11 protein-coding genes are annotated in these 15,314 nt (G+C 45.8%); 4 read left to right on the top strand and 7 right to left on the bottom strand.

From position 1 onward, the window contains the following. Positions 1-26 precede the first annotated feature (26 nt). The 4 genes from PCAR9_RS00805 to PCAR9_RS00820 all read right to left on the bottom strand — a co-directional run bounded on the left by PCAR9_RS00805 (position 27) and on the right by PCAR9_RS00820 (position 5,710). Positions 27-1,475, bottom strand: coding sequence for a DUF3300 domain-containing protein (locus PCAR9_RS00805; RefSeq protein ID WP_179981995.1), 1,449 nt, complete (start codon positions 1,473-1,475; stop codon positions 27-29). A 182-nt stretch (positions 1,476-1,657) separates the two neighbouring features. Further along, on the bottom strand, positions 1,658-2,272 hold the full coding sequence (ribA, locus tag PCAR9_RS00810; RefSeq protein WP_014947836.1) for a GTP cyclohydrolase II: 615 nt from the start codon (positions 2,270-2,272) through the stop codon (positions 1,658-1,660). 132 nt (positions 2,273-2,404) lie between these two features. Further along, on the bottom strand, positions 2,405-5,194 hold the full coding sequence (locus tag PCAR9_RS00815; protein WP_507236305.1) for an EAL domain-containing protein: 2,790 nt from the start codon (positions 5,192-5,194) through the stop codon (positions 2,405-2,407). 198 nt (positions 5,195-5,392) lie between these two features. After that, positions 5,393-5,710: a hypothetical protein gene (locus PCAR9_RS00820; RefSeq protein ID WP_179981997.1), complete on the bottom strand. Its 318-nt coding sequence runs from the start codon at positions 5,708-5,710 to the stop codon at positions 5,393-5,395. A gap of 105 nt (positions 5,711-5,815) precedes the next feature. Between PCAR9_RS00820 and PCAR9_RS00825 the strand changes: the two genes are divergently transcribed. Beyond that, complete coding sequence (locus PCAR9_RS00825; RefSeq protein ID WP_179981998.1) at positions 5,816-6,484, top strand: glutathione S-transferase; 669 nt, start codon at positions 5,816-5,818, stop codon at positions 6,482-6,484. A gap of 72 nt (positions 6,485-6,556) precedes the next feature. Here PCAR9_RS00825 and recQ read toward each other — a convergent pair whose 3' ends face one another. Next, the gene (gene recQ, locus PCAR9_RS00830; protein WP_179981999.1) at positions 6,557-8,398 is read right to left on the bottom strand and encodes a DNA helicase RecQ; all 1,842 of its coding nucleotides are present in this window, start codon (positions 8,396-8,398) and stop codon (positions 6,557-6,559) included. 270 nt (positions 8,399-8,668) lie between these two features. Here recQ and PCAR9_RS00835 point away from each other — a divergent pair, with 270 nt between their 5' ends. The 3 genes from PCAR9_RS00835 (at position 8,669) to rarD (ending at position 11,725) form a co-directional block, all read left to right on the top strand. Continuing rightward, positions 8,669-9,169: a thioesterase family protein gene (locus PCAR9_RS00835; RefSeq protein WP_179982000.1), complete on the top strand. Its 501-nt coding sequence runs from the start codon at positions 8,669-8,671 to the stop codon at positions 9,167-9,169. Positions 9,170-9,254: 85 nt separating this feature from the next. Continuing rightward, on the top strand, positions 9,255-10,592 hold the full coding sequence (locus PCAR9_RS00840; protein WP_179982001.1) for a magnesium transporter: 1,338 nt from the start codon (positions 9,255-9,257) through the stop codon (positions 10,590-10,592). 221 nt (positions 10,593-10,813) lie between these two features. After that, positions 10,814-11,725: an EamA family transporter RarD gene (rarD, locus tag PCAR9_RS00845; RefSeq protein ID WP_179982002.1), complete on the top strand. Its 912-nt coding sequence runs from the start codon at positions 10,814-10,816 to the stop codon at positions 11,723-11,725. Here the strand turns inward: rarD and PCAR9_RS00850 are convergent. Then, positions 11,714-12,991 carry a GGDEF domain-containing response regulator gene (locus PCAR9_RS00850; RefSeq protein WP_179982003.1) on the bottom strand — a complete coding sequence of 426 codons (1,278 nt, stop codon included), beginning with the start codon at positions 12,989-12,991 and terminating at the stop codon, positions 11,714-11,716. The genes rarD and PCAR9_RS00850 overlap by 12 nt on opposite strands. 42 nt (positions 12,992-13,033) lie before the next feature. Then, positions 13,034-15,205 (bottom strand): DNA helicase II, encoded by a 2,172-nt coding sequence (gene uvrD, locus PCAR9_RS00855; protein ID WP_118490711.1) that lies wholly within the window; start codon positions 15,203-15,205, stop codon positions 13,034-13,036. Positions 15,206-15,314 lie beyond the last annotated feature (109 nt).

The raw sequence follows: 15,314 nt of genomic DNA on the forward strand, positions 1-15,314 counted from the left end.
CGAGCGTTTAAAACTAGCTATTAAGATCAGCGGTTTAAGCTATTTCCTTTCGAAACGCTGCGCTCCACACGAGATATTTGCCTTTGTGGTCTTTCTCGCTGAGACTGTTTTACCGATCTGTGGCTAGATGTTCGTTCTACACGCTTAGGTTTACTACTTTCACGGGCAATTGAACGGTGTTGTGGACTCGTCCTTTCAATCCGTTGACGATTAACGTTTTGCTTCGCTATGCCTCGCACTTCACCATTTCTGTTTGCATACTTCCTAGATTGTGGCGATGGCGTTATTCTAGCTGGCTTGTCACGTTTCAACGCTTTCAGCGTATTGTCTCGCGTTGGCTTTTCCCTTTTAGCCACCGTTTGATTTCGTTTCAGCGCATGCTCTATCGATTGTTTGCGCTTCACAGAGTTTTGCTTGTTCGGCAAACGAGTTTCTCTAAGAGGCGTTACTCGCTTGGGCTCGATCGTCCGCTTTGCTTGTTTAGCATTATCGGTACGTGCCACAGATCTAACCGAACGCTTATTGTCGTTATGCGTTGCACGATTCGTCGTTCTAATATGTTTATTGGAAACATGTTTTGCGCGCGTTACACCAGCATGCTCATAGCGCGCAGGCGCACTGTGAACTACGCGGTTAGAGTAACGTGCCCGGCGATGCACAGTGTTATGCTCCCAGCGGCGATAGTCATGGCTTACTACACGTTTTCTGGGGCTGCCGTGATAATACCTGCGCACTGGCTCGCGATGGATGACCACATGGCGGTTGTGCCAATGCACGCTGCCAAAGAAAAAGAAGGTAGAAAGGCGAACGCTTGGAGACCAGTATACATTGCTATGGTGATGGTAGCTTACATCGTGTCTCCAGCGAATTGGCGAGATTGGGTGCCACCAGTTACCGTAGACAACATGTGGGTCGTAATATGGCACATAAACCACTTCTCTCTGGCGCGGCTCTATGTATATAATTTCTCGACTGCTTTCTCGTTCTCTTTCAACTTCAATGTAGTCGTTAGTTACCAAGTTGCCTGTGTTATGGGCATGCTGCCTAAGTACTTGAACACGATCTAACACTCGACTTTGGTCAATAAGTACATTGTCGCCAAGCTGCTGTAACCACTCGAGATCACTGGCCAAGGTATTAAGTAGCTCGGTGAATGGCGCGAGTGCTTTTACGCTCGGGTCCCAACTTACGCCATCTAATACACTCTCTACTTGTTCAGGCGTTAGATGCCTATTGCTTTGACGCCATCGATCGGCTGCAACTACGTCTAAAGGGTAGGTAGAAGCAATTAAAATATGGGTAAGCAGTGTATCGGGGTAAAGGGCAATGGGCGCAAGTGCACTATCTAATTCGGCATCAGAATATTGCTGAGCTGAAGACGAAACCTGGGCAAGGTTCGTATTCGACTGAGCAAGTGCAGGCAGCGCCTGCGCACTGGACAGCGCTATAACTATCGATAAGGTTATGTTTTTCATACATTCTCCTTACATTGCTATGCTGAAAGCCGCTGCTTTTTGCGCGCAATGTGGTAAGTCTGAATGCATTATGCTTGAACGATAATTAACCGAAGCTGAATAGAAAACGCCCACATTGTTGTAGTGGGCGCTTTTAGAAGATAATGAATGCTAGTTTTTATGGGCTTCGCCAATTTCTCTAGCTATTTAAAAACATGCGGGTCGAAGGCGTGACCGAGCTTCTCTGTCTTCGTTTTAAGGTAGTGTTTGTTGTCTTTCGTAATACCGTGATCTATCGGCTTTCTTGCTACAACATCTATTCCCAGAGCTTTTAATGCAGCAAGCTTCTTAGGGTTGTTTGTCATTAGTTCAACGTGTTTAACATTGAGTGTGTCTAACATGAGCTTGCAAATGTCGTAACTTCTAAGGTCTGCATCGAAACCAAGGTGTTCGTTAGCTTCCACGGTGTCCATGCCGCTATCTTGAAGGTTATAAGCGCGAATTTTGTTTAAAAGACCAATGCCACGGCCTTCTTGGCGCAAGTAAAGCAATACACCGTGTCCGTTATCTACAATATTTTGCATGGCTTTTTCTAACTGAAAACCACAGTCGCAGCGGGTACTAAATAAAGAATCACCGGTTAAACATTCTGAATGAATACGAATAGGCACTACGTCATCTTCTTTCCACTCTCCGTAAGAAAGGGCGACGTGCTCCTGACCACTGGCTTCAACAAAGCCGTGTATTTTAAAATCACCCATTCTTGTGGGTAATTTTGCGGTACTGACATATTCGTATTTAGGCTGTTTGCTACTCATGTTACTTCTACACTTTGGACAGTGGGCAATAAGTGGGGACGACTTCTATTTTTGCAAGTCTACCATTTTATTATACGCGAGTTGACGCTTGTGCTATCACTTTTTTCGCAAAGGGTGTATCAGGGATAGTTATCAGAGGGGCTTAAACTCTCGTAAAGGCGCGGGCTTAGCAACACCGTAGCCTTGGGCGAAATCAACGCCCATTTTGCCTAGCTGTGCCATGGTGCCTTCATCTTCAACAAATTCGCCAACAGTTTGCATACCCATGGCTTTGGCCACATCGTTAATAGAGGCAACCATAGCCGTATCTACACTGTCATTTAGCATATCTTTAATAAACATACCGTCAATTTTCACCTGACTCACGGGTAAGCTCTTAAGATAATTGTATGAAGAGAAGCCGCTGCCAAAGTCGTCGAGGGCAAAAGAACACCCAAGACGGTTAAAGGTACGCATAAAGGCAAGAGTGACTTCCATTTTAATGATGGCTACCGACTCAATAACTTCAAAACATATTTTGTTGTACGGAATATTAAAAGTTTCGAATGCATTGAGAATAAACAAGGTAAAATCTCTATCTGCCAGTGAGTGGCAGTTAAGGTTGATGCTGCATCGTTTCAATTGTGCAAGGTGCTCAGGGTTTTCCGACAGCCATTTGAAGGTATTCGTTACTACCCATTTATCAACGCTGACATTCATCTCAAATCGCTCCGCCGTGGGTAAAAAGTTGGCGGGCTCAACAAGTTTCCCGTCTTTTTCCCTAAGGCGCAGCAGAACTTCGTAGTAGTGCCCATCACTGGTTTTACTTAGCGGTCTTAGTGATTGATAAAAAAGCTCGAAACGATCTTGTTCTAACGCGTTGTTAATAGAAGATACCCAATCAAGCTCGCGCTGGTAGCGCTGCATACTTTCATCATCTTTATTATATCGATGAACTTGATTTCTGCCTTGCTCTTTAGCGAAGTAACATGCTGCGTCGGCCATACTCAAATACTGGCCCGGGTCAACGTCGGTATCGTCGCATACCACCATACCTATGCTCACGCCTAAATTGAAAATGCGGTTGTCCCACATAAAGCGATAAGCCTGCACGGCGTTAAGGATCTTTACCGCATTTACATAAACGGCATCGGTATCAATATCTGAATAGATAATGCCAAACTCATCACCACCAAGGCGGCCCAATTGTGCGTTTGAAAGCAAGGTGTTCTCAATTAAGCGGGCAATATCCTTAATAAGTACATCGCCAGCTTTATGGCCACAGGTATCGTTAACAACTTTAAACCTGTCGAGATCTAAAAACAGTAAACACACAGGTGTGTCGTTTGCGTTAACAACTTTACCTTTAAACATGGATTCAAACTGGCGTCGGTTATAAACGCCAGTTAGCGAGTCATGGGTAGCTAAATACTGGAGGCTCAAGTCTGACTGCTTTTTTTCGGTGATATCTACAATAGAGCCGTAGAGAAAGTCGCCTTCGTTATTTTCTCGGATTTGACAGGATAGGGAGAACCAAAATTCGCTACCATCACGTCGCCTACCTCTAATTTCCTTACCGGTAACAAGACCGTTTTGTGATATTTCACCGAGTAAAACCTGTCTGTCTTCCGCACTGGCGTAAAACACTTTTGTGTTCTCTGCTTCGGCAAGCATCTGCTCTTCGTTTTCATAGCCGAATACGTTACACATGGCCGGATTAACGGAAATAAGCTTTCCATCCAATGTTGAGGTGTAGTGCCCTTCCGCTGAGTGCCTAAATAAGTCATAGAAGTGATTTAAGCTTGATATTGTTTCTGCTTGCGTTGAAAGCTGGCGCTGATTTAACACGTCTTCTTTAGCAATGACAGCAAAGCCAAAACACAGAAAGCCGAGAGTGAGAAAGAACAGCATTCCAATAGCAACGTCTACGGTATAAACCAAGTTACTGAACAGGTTTTGCGTTACTAGCACATAAAAAGCAAAAAAAGAAAGCCAGGCAAGGGTATAGGTGATACTAACTGCACGACTCCCTTTATCTTTAAATACAAGTGCTAGTAAAACGTGATAAAGCCCCATGCCTGCGGTTAACAGCAGAAGTGTGATAGACGCGATATAGGTATTCACAGTAAAACAGTAGGCGGTAGCCACAACAGGTACAAGATAACTTAGGGACCGCAAAGCAACGGGAATACGGGTGAAAAGATGGTGCGTTACTTTGGCGATGCACAATAACAACATGCAAAAACAGACGGCATAGAAGTGCTCGCTGCCGTTAGTTAGGCTTGGCCAAATTGCCAACCCTCCTGCTGTTATAAATAACAACGCTATAAGTACAAGCGATGACATGGTAAGCCAAAACCGTGTTGCAATACGCTGATACAAATAAGAAAACAGGAAATAGAGAGCAATTAATGCCATAACCCCCGTTACCGCACCCAGTAACGTAAGCATATTGGTGTCATGCTGTGCGAGTAAGTCTCTTTCCCACAAGGTGATAGGAAAGTACTTAAGCCCTTCGTCTTTTACCGCAATCAGTAAGCGAGCGTCTTGATAAGGCTGGAGAATAAAAGAAAGCCGGATGTTGGGAAGTGGCTGCTTTAAAGAATAATCACCTTTTCCTGCTTGGTACCGATAGGACTTGATGATTCGCTCGCTACTATCAAGAAGAAATATCTGCAAATCGTCAACGTTTAAGCGGTCAACATTAAGCACTAATGGGATAGGGCTATAGCCTGTATGAATGAGTTCGGTGGAATACCATATGCGCTCATCAGTAAAAGAGGCGTTGGCTGACGTATCCTTTATGTTGCCATTTAAAACGTCAAAATATGTGGCGCTAGTGGGGGCAACAGACAAGCGCGCATGGAGATTAATAATCTCCCGCTCAAAGGACTCGTTGACAGTAAGTTGACTGCTAGCCGAAACGTTTAGGCTTAGCAGCATCCAACTGATGAGCAAAGCTGATACGTACTTAAATAGCCGGGCTATTACCACTCGTTAATTCCTTGAACCACATAGTAAGAGGATGTTTATAAAGGCGAAATATGTGTTGTTAAGCCCTCTAATCCTTTGAATGCTACCCTTAGAATAATACTAGTTTTAACGAAAAGCCAAACTCAACGTACAGTGATAATTTACGCGTTATGCTTGCAAAAGGTAGTTAAAAATTACCGATGGCGACTGCTGCGTACCTATAGGTTCCAGCCATATCGCTTCGCAAAGCCATTCAATACAAAGCATACACTGCAAATCTGTGTTGCTTGCACTTGCGGCGATAATTGCCTGAAACCGGTCCGCACCCCAATCTGTCTCTGAAAGTTTGAAATTAAAAAGAGTACAAAAATGTTCCGCCCACTGTTGAGTTTTAAGTGGGGTAGCGGGTAGTGCAGTGCGAATTTCTACGCTGCCTTCGTTAACAAGGGCGTGTTGTAGAATGTCTTCTTTGGTGAGGTTTTGCATAGAAGTTATCAATTTATTGGCTTTAGTAAACCCGCTTGCTCTAAAAAGTGTATATAGTACAACACAAAAACAATAGCGTTAAACTAAGCGTATTAAGGACGAGGTATGCTAACACTTCACCATTTAAATAACTCTCGCTCGCAGCGAATTTTGTGGCTTTTAGAAGAGCTAGGCGTAGAGTATAAAATAGAATTTTATCAACGAGACAGCACTACGAATCTAGCGCCTGACTCGCTGCGGGCTGTTCATCCTTTGGGTCGCTCGCCTGTTCTTGCTACGCCACACGGAGCAATTGCAGAATCTGGCGCTATTGTGGAATATCTAGTTCGCCATCACGCTACCGACGCATTTGCTGTTCCCCAAGATCCCGAAGCACTTCAACAATATTGGTTCTGGCTTCACTTCGCTGAAGGTTCATTGATGCCGCCATTGGTGGCCAATTTGGTGCTAGAAAAAGCACGGCAGAAAGGTTCTAAACCCTTTTTCATAAAACCTATCACTAATAAGCTAATAGACGGTATTCTCAATGCCTACTATGGTCCTAATTTGGCTCAAAGTTTGCGATACGTAGAGTCTTATTTAGCGAAAAATACATGGTTTGCAGGTGATAAGCCTAGCGGCGCTGATGTACAAATGATATTTCCACTTGAATCGCTGGTGGCCAGCGGCCGAGCTAAAGACTTTACCGCTATCCAAGGTTACGTAAAGCGTGTTCATGCCAGAGAAGCTTACAAAGCAGCGTTAGAAAAAGGTGGTGAATACGCTTACGCTTAATGTGAATGGCACAATAAGCTGCCATGCCCTGCGGCCGGCGAGAGGGTAAGCCTACAGCTGGCTGTACAGCCTTTAGTGGTCGCGATTTATATAGTCGTCAATAAGCTGAATAAAGGCCTCACCGTAGCGTTCCAATTTGGTTTGGCCCACACCGCTTACCTCTAATAACGTGTTGCGTGTAGTAGGCAGTTTACACGCCATATCAACCAAAGTGGCGTCGCTAAATACCACATACGGCGGCACTTCATTTTCTTCAGCCAACACTTTGCGCAGGTGCTTAAGACGTGTGAATAAGGTTCTGTCGTAGTTAGCGGGCGCTTGCTTCGCCTTTTTCTTATCGGGTTTAAATTCAAGTCGCGGTACGGCTAATTGAACGGCGACTTCGCCTTTTAGCACGGGCCGTGCGGCTTCCGTTAACCTCAATGCGGCGTGAGCAGTGATATCAACACGAATAAGCCCTTTATGCACAAGCTGGTTGATAATGTTATGCCAGTAGCTGTCCGATTTATCCTTACCTATACCATAGGTAGAAAGCTGATGGTGGCCCGCCTCTTGGAGGCGCCTTAGCTGCTTGCCTCGCAATACGTCAATTACGTACTGGCTAGAGGCCTGTTGTGAGAGCCTAAGTACGCACGACAGTACTTTTTGCGCTATCACTAAACCGTCTATCATTTTAGGGGGATCTAGACAGATATCACAGTTGCCACAAGCGCTGTCGCTAAATTGCGAAAAATAGTTCAACAGTACTTGCCTGCGGCAGGTCTGCGCCTCGGAAAAGGCTTCCATAGCCGCAAATTTTTGTAGCTCTATTTGATTGCGTTCGGCTATTTCGCCTTGCTCTATCCACTGCTTTACACGAGCTGCGTCTTTTTCATCAAACAACAATAAAGCTTCAGACTCTAGGCCATCTCGCCCGGCGCGCCCAGTTTCTTGGTAATAGCTTTCAACACTGCGCGGTACATCATGATGCACAACGTAACGCACGTTCGACTTGTTGATACCCATACCAAAGGCAACAGTGGCCACCACAATATCGATTTTGTCGTTAAGAAACTGGCGTTGTACCAATTCTCGTTCGTCGTTATCCATGCCGGCGTGATACGCCGCGCAGCGAAATCCTTGTCTGAACAACTTTGCGTGTAGGTCATCGACTTTAGCGCGACTGTTACAATAAATAATGCCGCTACCTTCTTGTTGCTTAACATAAGCGACAACCTGATCGAAAGCCTTGTACTTACTCATTACGCGGTAGCGAATGTTGGGTCTGTCGAAGCTGCCTTTGTAAACGAGCGGGTCGTTTAGGTTTAGCTGCGTTAGTATGTCTGCTTGTGTCGCTGAATCTGCTGTAGCCGTTAGGCCAATAACAGGAATAGTGGGAAAACGAGACTTTATTTGACCCAAGGCGCGATAATCCTGCCTAAAGTCATGACCCCAATGGGAAACGCAGTGCGCTTCATCAATGGCAAATAAGGCGATGTCGGCGTGGGCTAGCGACTGCTGAAAGTAGTACTGCATTAAACGTTCAGGCGAAACGTAAAGCAAATCCAGCTTACCAGCTTGGAGTGCATCGTTTATGCGCGCTTGTTCGTCGGCTTCCAGCGTGGAATTAAGATAGGCGGCGTTTACGCCAAGAGCTTTTAGCTGCTCTACCTGATCTTGCATTAACGAAATAAGCGGTGAAACAACAATAGCGGTGCCGCTTCGCACCAGTGCAGGGATTTGATAGCACAGCGATTTCCCGCCACCTGTAGGTAGCAAAACAAGTGCATCTTTTCCTTCACATACTTGGTGAATAACTTCGCCCTGACCATCGCGAAAAGCATCGTAACCAAATACCTCTTTTAAGACGGTTTCTGGCGTTTTTGCGTGCTGGGTTTCAGGCGTTAATTCTGATGGCGCGATTGCAGTTGTCATGGCGCAGGATTTTACGCGTTTTTAGGCTCGGCTTCACGGGGCAATTTAAAAAACTAGACTAAAATGTAGCGATGACACGGGTAATCACCATTCAAATAAACAGGGCCGTGTGCTTTTTGAACAAATTGTGTGGCGCGAAGGTGCGGAACCAACGAAAGGCGTAAAGTCACATAAACGAATCTGATTAGATAATATTGTTTGGATGAATTTCCTTGCCAGTAATGTTCAGTAGTAATGTTGTGGGTACTGTCACAGTAAGTGGATTACACAATGCCAATCAATGAAGAGACTAGGGATAATAAGAAATTAGACCACCAAATTATGATCGATCATGTCATTGCGCTTTTTCGTGATAACATGCCCTTTAATCAGCTATTAGGCTTGGAATTTGTTACGCAAGGTGCCGGTCTAGATACACAGATTTCGTTGCACCTCGATTGGCAACCTACGCTTACCGGCAATCCTTTGCAAAAAATTCTACACGGCGGCGTAACAGCGACTATGCTAGACACCATCGGTGGTTTAGTTTCAATTTTAGAGACCATAAAGCAGACCCCAGAAGAGCACCTTGCAGATTTGCAGATTAGATTGCCGACCATGGGCACAGTTGATATGCGTGTTGACTATTTGCGTCCAGGACGTGGCGAGCGCTTTATCGCAACGGCGTCGATTATACGCAAGGGTAGTAAACTAGTGGTTTGCAGAATGGAATTACACAACGAAAAAAGCGATCATATCGCCTTCGGCACGGGTACTTATATGCTGGGATAGCATTCTTATTGATAGGTCTGCACCACCCATTAACGTCAGTGCTTATGCGTGTAAAGGAAGTTAGCGGTAAAATAGGAGGTGTAGCATGGCAGAGCCATTACCGGATTTAATAGAAGAGATTGTTACCGAAAGTATGGCTGACGATCCGGCTACCTTACTGGCTGCTTTAAGTGGGCAAGATGAGGTCTATATTGCATCGCTGCTAGAGTCACTGCCCGTTGAAGAGCGTCTAGCCGTTTGGGACGGCATCTCTCGCGACCGTAAGCTTGATGTGCTTGTTGAGATGCGTAGCGACCCTCGTGAAATCCTTATCGACAATACGCCCCACAATGAATGGGCGTCGATATTTGCTGATATTGACGCCGAAGATTTATTGGAACTACTTGATTCACTGCCAAAGCGCCTTGTGGATATGGCGTACGAGTCGCTCGACTCCAAAGAGCGAAAGTACTTCAGAGAAGCCACCCAATTTCCCGATAATCAAATAGGGCACTGGGTAAACCACGAACAGTTAGTACTGCCGTCGAACGCTAAAGTGCGCGAGGGTTTACGCCTATTAAGACGGGATATACCTCAGCACTGCGACAGTATCTTTCTTGTGAATCGGTCGGGGCAGTTTTCAGCATTGGTTAAAATAAGTCACCTGTTTAATGCCCAAGATCACGTGTCGCTATTTGATTTATCTGAAGAAAATGTGATCACTATTCAGGGAGCGGATGACACCATGAATGCGTCGCTCCTCGTACAGCGTTCAGGTTTGGCGTCGCTGCCGGTGGTTGATGAGAACAACAAACTTTTAGGTCGTTTAGATGTGTCCTCGGCGAGCGAACTGGTCAATGAATTTTACGAACGCCAGGTGATGGCGTCGGCCGGTATGGATGAGGACGAAGATTTATTCTCGCCTGTAGCAAAAAGTGCGAAAAACCGCGCCTTGTGGCTTGGCATAAACCTGCTTACCGCGTTTATGGCATCTTGGTTTATTGGGCTGTTTGAAGGTACGCTGCAGCAAGTGGTAGCACTTGCGGTGTTAATGCCCGTGGTGGCAAGTATGGGGGGCATTGCAGGTAGCCAAACTCTTACCTTGATTGTACGCGGTCTTGCACTGGGACAGGTGACCCCAGCCAATTTACGGGCGCTAATGGTTAAAGAGCTGAAGGTAGGCGGGGTGAACGGTGTTATTTGGGCGCTGGTAATAGGCGTTGTTGCTTATTTCTGGTTCACTGACGCTATGCTCGGCTTGGTGATTTGTTTAGCCATACTGTTCAACATCGTGGCTGCAGCTTTGGCCGGAGTGTTTGTACCTGTCATTTTAGATAAGCTAAAAATAGACCCTGCACTATCGGGTTCGGTCATCCTGACTACTGTCACCGATATTGTAGGTTTTGTGGCGTTTTTGGGTTTGGGAACGCTCTTTCTTCTTTAACTCGTTTACAGAAGTATACTTAAATATTGCGTAAAGGCCGCGTGCTCATAGGCCACAGCTTACATGTAAGATGTGGCTTATCATATTCAGTGTGGTCTTTATGTTGAACATTTCGCGCAGTTTACACCCTTTGCCCCTTTGGAAAGCACTAAGGCTTGTGTATTCATCTAACCTGATAAACAATACGCGCCTTCTTACCCTGAATCTCGTTGGAGCCCGCCGTGTCCAAGCAAGCCAGTGCCGCCCAAGTCGGCGTTATTTGCGCGATTGCCGCATACAGTATGTGGGGTGTTGCACCTGTTTATTTCAAACAGTTAATGGTATTACCCGCCGCTGAAATACTCATGCATAGAGTAATTTGGTCTGTTGTGCTTTTAGTTGGGCTTATCGCTGCATTAAAACAATGGCCAAAAGTGGGGGCAGCGCTTCGTAACAAGCGGGTTATGCAGATTTTGTTCGTAGCTGGTCTGCTGCTAGGAGCAAACTGGCTTTTATTCATCTGGGCGATTAATAACGACCATATTCTTGATGCAAGCTTGGGCTATTACATTAACCCTCTCATTAACGTTTTCTTGGGGCGGCTATTCTTGGGCGAAAGGTTGCGCAATCTGCAGCGCGTAGCGGTTGGGCTTGCTGTTATTGGTGTGGCAATTCTTATTTTCTCTTACGGCCACGTGCCCTGGATTGCCTTAGTGCTTGCTGGAAGCTTCAGCGTGTATGGCTTATTACGTAAGCAGGTGGCGGTAGACTCGCTACCAGGACTTTTCATTGAAACCTTAATGTTGTCGCCATTAGCTATTGTCTACTGGGTATTCTTTGGTTCTGAATACAGTAACCTATTTAACAATGATGCCACCCTAAACTCCCTTATTTTAGCGGCAGGCATTGTTACTACAGCGCCATTGCTTTGTTTTACCGCTGCAGCGCGACGCATTATGTATTCAACCTTAGGCTTTTTTCAGTACATAGGGCCAACGCTAATGTTCATACTAGCCGTCTACCTTTATGGTGAGCCCCTTGAAGAGTCGCGTTTGGTTACGTTCGGGTTTGTGTGGCTTGCGCTTATTTTATTTAGTGCCGACTCGTTGGTTAATTACCGCAGCCAACGAAAAACTCAAAAGTTAAAGCAATGACCCTTGCTCTTGGTGAGGTGCATCAGGCGGCTCGCACTTCACCTGGTTGCGGCCACTATTTTTGGCAGCGTACAGCTGCTTGTCGGCAAGGCTTAGTAGCTTATCTACACGCTGAGTGTGGGCGCCACTTGCTCCAATACTGCAAGTAACTTTTATATCGGTTTTGGGAAGCTGGATAACTTCAGCTTCTACCACTTTTCTGAAATTTTCCAAGCGTTCGCAGGCTTCATCAAGAGGCGTTGAAGGCATGTAGATACAAAATTCTTCACCACCAAAGCGCGAAATAATTTCATCTGGGAAGTAAAACTCAATAAGTGCTGCCATGGCTTTTAGCACAATGTCACCGGCGTCATGGCCATGGGTATCATTAATTGACTTAAAGAAGTCTAGGTCGATAAGTGCCAAGGCATGATCATGAGATAAATTTTGATGCTGTACCGTGACCATGTAAAAGAAGTGGCGTCTGTTGGGTAGGCCGGTTAAATAATCGGTATTCGCTACACGACGAATTTCTTCAACACTTTCAATATATTCCACGTTTTGCATTACGCGACACAAAAACTCTTCATGGCAGTAAGGTACGCGTAAGAAGTCATTAGCGCCGCTTTTGATAAAGTGCGCAGACATTAACATGCCTTTACCTCCAGCAATGCCCATTATGGCTAGCTGTTCTTTAGAGAACGCTTTTCTCAAGCTTGCCACAAAATGGGTGCCCGTCATGTCGGGTAGCGTGTTATCGGTAATAACAAGACGCACATTTTTATGCTCAGAGAGGCATTGCATTGCGTCGGTAGCTGTTAAACATTCGAAGGCAATAAAGTTATGTCGCTGAAGTAATGAAACCGTTTTTGAGCGCAAAACACGATTGGTGCTTACTACCACAACGCCGGTAGATTTGTTTTTTTCAAGGCGGCTTATCAGCCGGTTCAGGTAGTCGTAGTTTTGTGAATTTTCTTTGGGAATGTAATCGACAACATCCCGCTCAAGTACCTTGTCGCGAATAGCATTGTCTAGGTTTTCCGTTGTCGCTATGGTAGGAATGAAAGATTCAACGGCAAAGTCGATGGCCTCACCTTTTGGCGCATCGGGTAATGAGTAAGCAACAATGGCGCACAAAAAACTTTCAGGAATTTCTTGTGCAAAGCGTGCCTTTCCTTCGGTGAGCGAGGTTGCGCCCACGGGCGTAAGGCTCGAACGGCGTACTAATTTCGCGATAAGTTCAAGGTTGCCTTCACCATTTTCGATGATCAGCACGTGTTGCTGCATACATTCCAACTTAGAGTTAGGCTACCTTGCCAATTAATAACGTTACGCTTTCTCCAGCTTTGCGTAAGCAAGTACCAGCCATTTGCTGCCAAACTCATCGAAGTTTACTTGAACTCGGCCATGCTCACCACTACCTTCGTAGTTAAGCACAATGCCTTCCCCGAATTTACGATGCACTACGCGCTCACCTAAACTAAAGCCTGTTTCTTCAAAACTGGCGTGCGAGGTTGCTTGGCTAAAGCGGTTATGTACAGGTCGCGAGATGGTGGATTTAAGCCTGACTTCTTCCACACAATCTGCTGGCATCTCGCGAATAAAGCGCGAAGCCGTATGATACTTATCTTGACCATATAATCGACGACTTTCTGCGTAAGTGATATACAACTTTTGCATAGCGCGAGTCATACCAACATAGCAAAGTCTTCGTTCTTCTTCCATTCGACCGGGTTCATCGTTGGTCATCTGGCTAGGAAACATTCCTTCTTCCACGCCAGCTAAGAACACCAACGGAAATTCTAGGCCTTTTGCAGTGTGGATAGTCATCATCTGTACAGCATCTTGGTCTTTATCTGCCTGAGTTTCGCCTGCTTCCAGGGATGCGTGGGCTAGAAAGGCTGCTAAAGGCGACATTTCTTCCGCTTCTTCAGGGACGATAAAGGTTTTACAAGCACTGACCAGTTCTTCTAAGTTTTCCAGTCGTGCTTGGGCCTTTTCACCGCGCTCAGCCTGATACATGGCGTACAGACCAGATTGGCGAATAGCTTTATCAGCCTGCTGGTCAAGGGGCTCGTCTAATGTGGCTTGTTCAAGCTCTGTAATTAGTAATACAAAGCTTTGCATAGCGTTTAACGCACGGCCTTTAAAGCCACCTTCGTTTATAAGCAGCTGGCTGGCTTGCCACATAGAACAGTTATGCATACGCGCAGTGTCGCGTACTTGCGAAAGGGTTTTCTCGCCAATACCGCGGCTTGGGGTGTTTACCACACGTTCAAAAGCCGCGTCATCGTGGGGGTGGCTCACCATGCGCATATAGCCAAGGGCATCTTTAATTTCTTGGCGTTCGAAGAAGCGCAAACCGCCGTAAATGCGATAGGCCAACCCTTCGTGTAATAAAGCTTCTTCCAGTACACGGGACTGGGCGTTATTTCTGTAAAGAATAGCGGTGTCGCTAAGGGCGTTGCCTTGATTTAGCCAGTCTTTAATTTTTGAAACAATGAAGCGGGCTTCGTCGAGTTCGTTAAAACCAGCATAGACAGAGATAAGCTCGCCCTGCGCATCTTCTGTCCACAGTTCTTTCCCTAAACGGCCTGTATTATTGTCGATAACCGTATTCGCTGCTTTCAGAATGTTCCCGGTAGAACGATAATTCTGCTCAAGGCGAATAGTGGTAGGCTCATTAAAGTCTTTTAAAAAATGCTGAATATTATCTACGTTTGCGCCGCGCCAGCCGTAAATAGACTGATCGTCGTCGCCAACAATCATAATGTTGTTATTGTCGCCGCTACACAGCATACGAAGCCATGCATATTGAATATTGTTGGTATCTTGGAACTCGTCAACTAACACAGCACGGAAACGGCGCTGATAGTGAGCCAACACTTCAGGGTTCTTTGCCCATAGCTCATGAGCGCGCAGCAATAGCTCGGCAAAATCAACTAAGCCTGAACGGTCGCAGGCGTCTTGATATGCAGCGTAGACTTCCCGCATGGTCTTTTGGATATGATCGCCATGGGTCTCGATATGCTGAGGACGCAGGCCTTCGTCTTTATTACCGTTTATGTACCACTGGATTTGACGAGGGGCCCAATGCTTTTCATCTAAATTCATGGCTTTTAGAATGCGGCGAATCAAACGGTACTGATCGTCAGAATCGATAATCTGAAAGTTTTCAGGCAGGTTAGCTTCAGCGTGGTGTGCGCGCAATAGGCGATGTGCAAGCCCGTGGAAGGTACCAATCCACATATTGTGTAGGCTGCGACCCATTAATGATTCAATACGGCCACGCATCTCTTTCGCTGCCTTATTGGTAAAGGTAACCGCGAGAATAGAAAAAGGTGCGATGTTTTCGACTTCCATCAACCACGCAATGCGATGCACTAATACACGGGTTTTACCACTACCTGCACCAGCTAATACTAGAGCATTAGACAATGGGGCTGCTACTGCTTCACGCTGTTTGTCGTTAAGCTCGTCTAGCAGTCGAGATACATCCATAGTTGGCACCTGTAAGTTGATATTGTTACACATTCAGCAGCACGCTATTATGCCATCAGCCTGTTAATTTATACAGTCCAGTTTTTCGCCCTTCTCGTTAATTAAAAGC

The organism is Alteromonas macleodii, from assembly GCF_903772925.1.
Lineage (GTDB): Bacteria > Pseudomonadota > Gammaproteobacteria > Enterobacterales > Alteromonadaceae > Alteromonas > Alteromonas macleodii_A.

Coding starts and splice junctions, on each gene's coding strand:
- PCAR9_RS00840 (WP_179982001.1), top strand. CDS start 9,255: ATGGCAGAGCCATTACCGGATTTAATAGAAGAGATTGTTACCGAAAGT.
- PCAR9_RS00820 (WP_179981997.1), bottom strand. CDS start 5,710: ATGCAAAACCTCACCAAAGAAGACATTCTACAACACGCCCTTGTTAAC.
- PCAR9_RS00835 (WP_179982000.1), top strand. CDS start 8,669: ATGCCAATCAATGAAGAGACTAGGGATAATAAGAAATTAGACCACCAA.
- ribA (WP_014947836.1), bottom strand. CDS start 2,272: ATGAGTAGCAAACAGCCTAAATACGAATATGTCAGTACCGCAAAATTA.
- recQ (WP_179981999.1), bottom strand. CDS start 8,398: ATGACAACTGCAATCGCGCCATCAGAATTAACGCCTGAAACCCAGCAC.
- PCAR9_RS00805 (WP_179981995.1), bottom strand. CDS start 1,475: ATGAAAAACATAACCTTATCGATAGTTATAGCGCTGTCCAGTGCGCAG.
- PCAR9_RS00825 (WP_179981998.1), top strand. CDS start 5,816: ATGCTAACACTTCACCATTTAAATAACTCTCGCTCGCAGCGAATTTTG.
- uvrD (WP_118490711.1), bottom strand. CDS start 15,205: ATGGATGTATCTCGACTGCTAGACGAGCTTAACGACAAACAGCGTGAA.
- PCAR9_RS00815 (WP_507236305.1), bottom strand. CDS start 5,194: ATGCTGCTAAGCCTAAACGTTTCGGCTAGCAGTCAACTTACTGTCAAC.
- PCAR9_RS00850 (WP_179982003.1), bottom strand. CDS start 12,991: ATGCAGCAACACGTGCTGATCATCGAAAATGGTGAAGGCAACCTTGAA.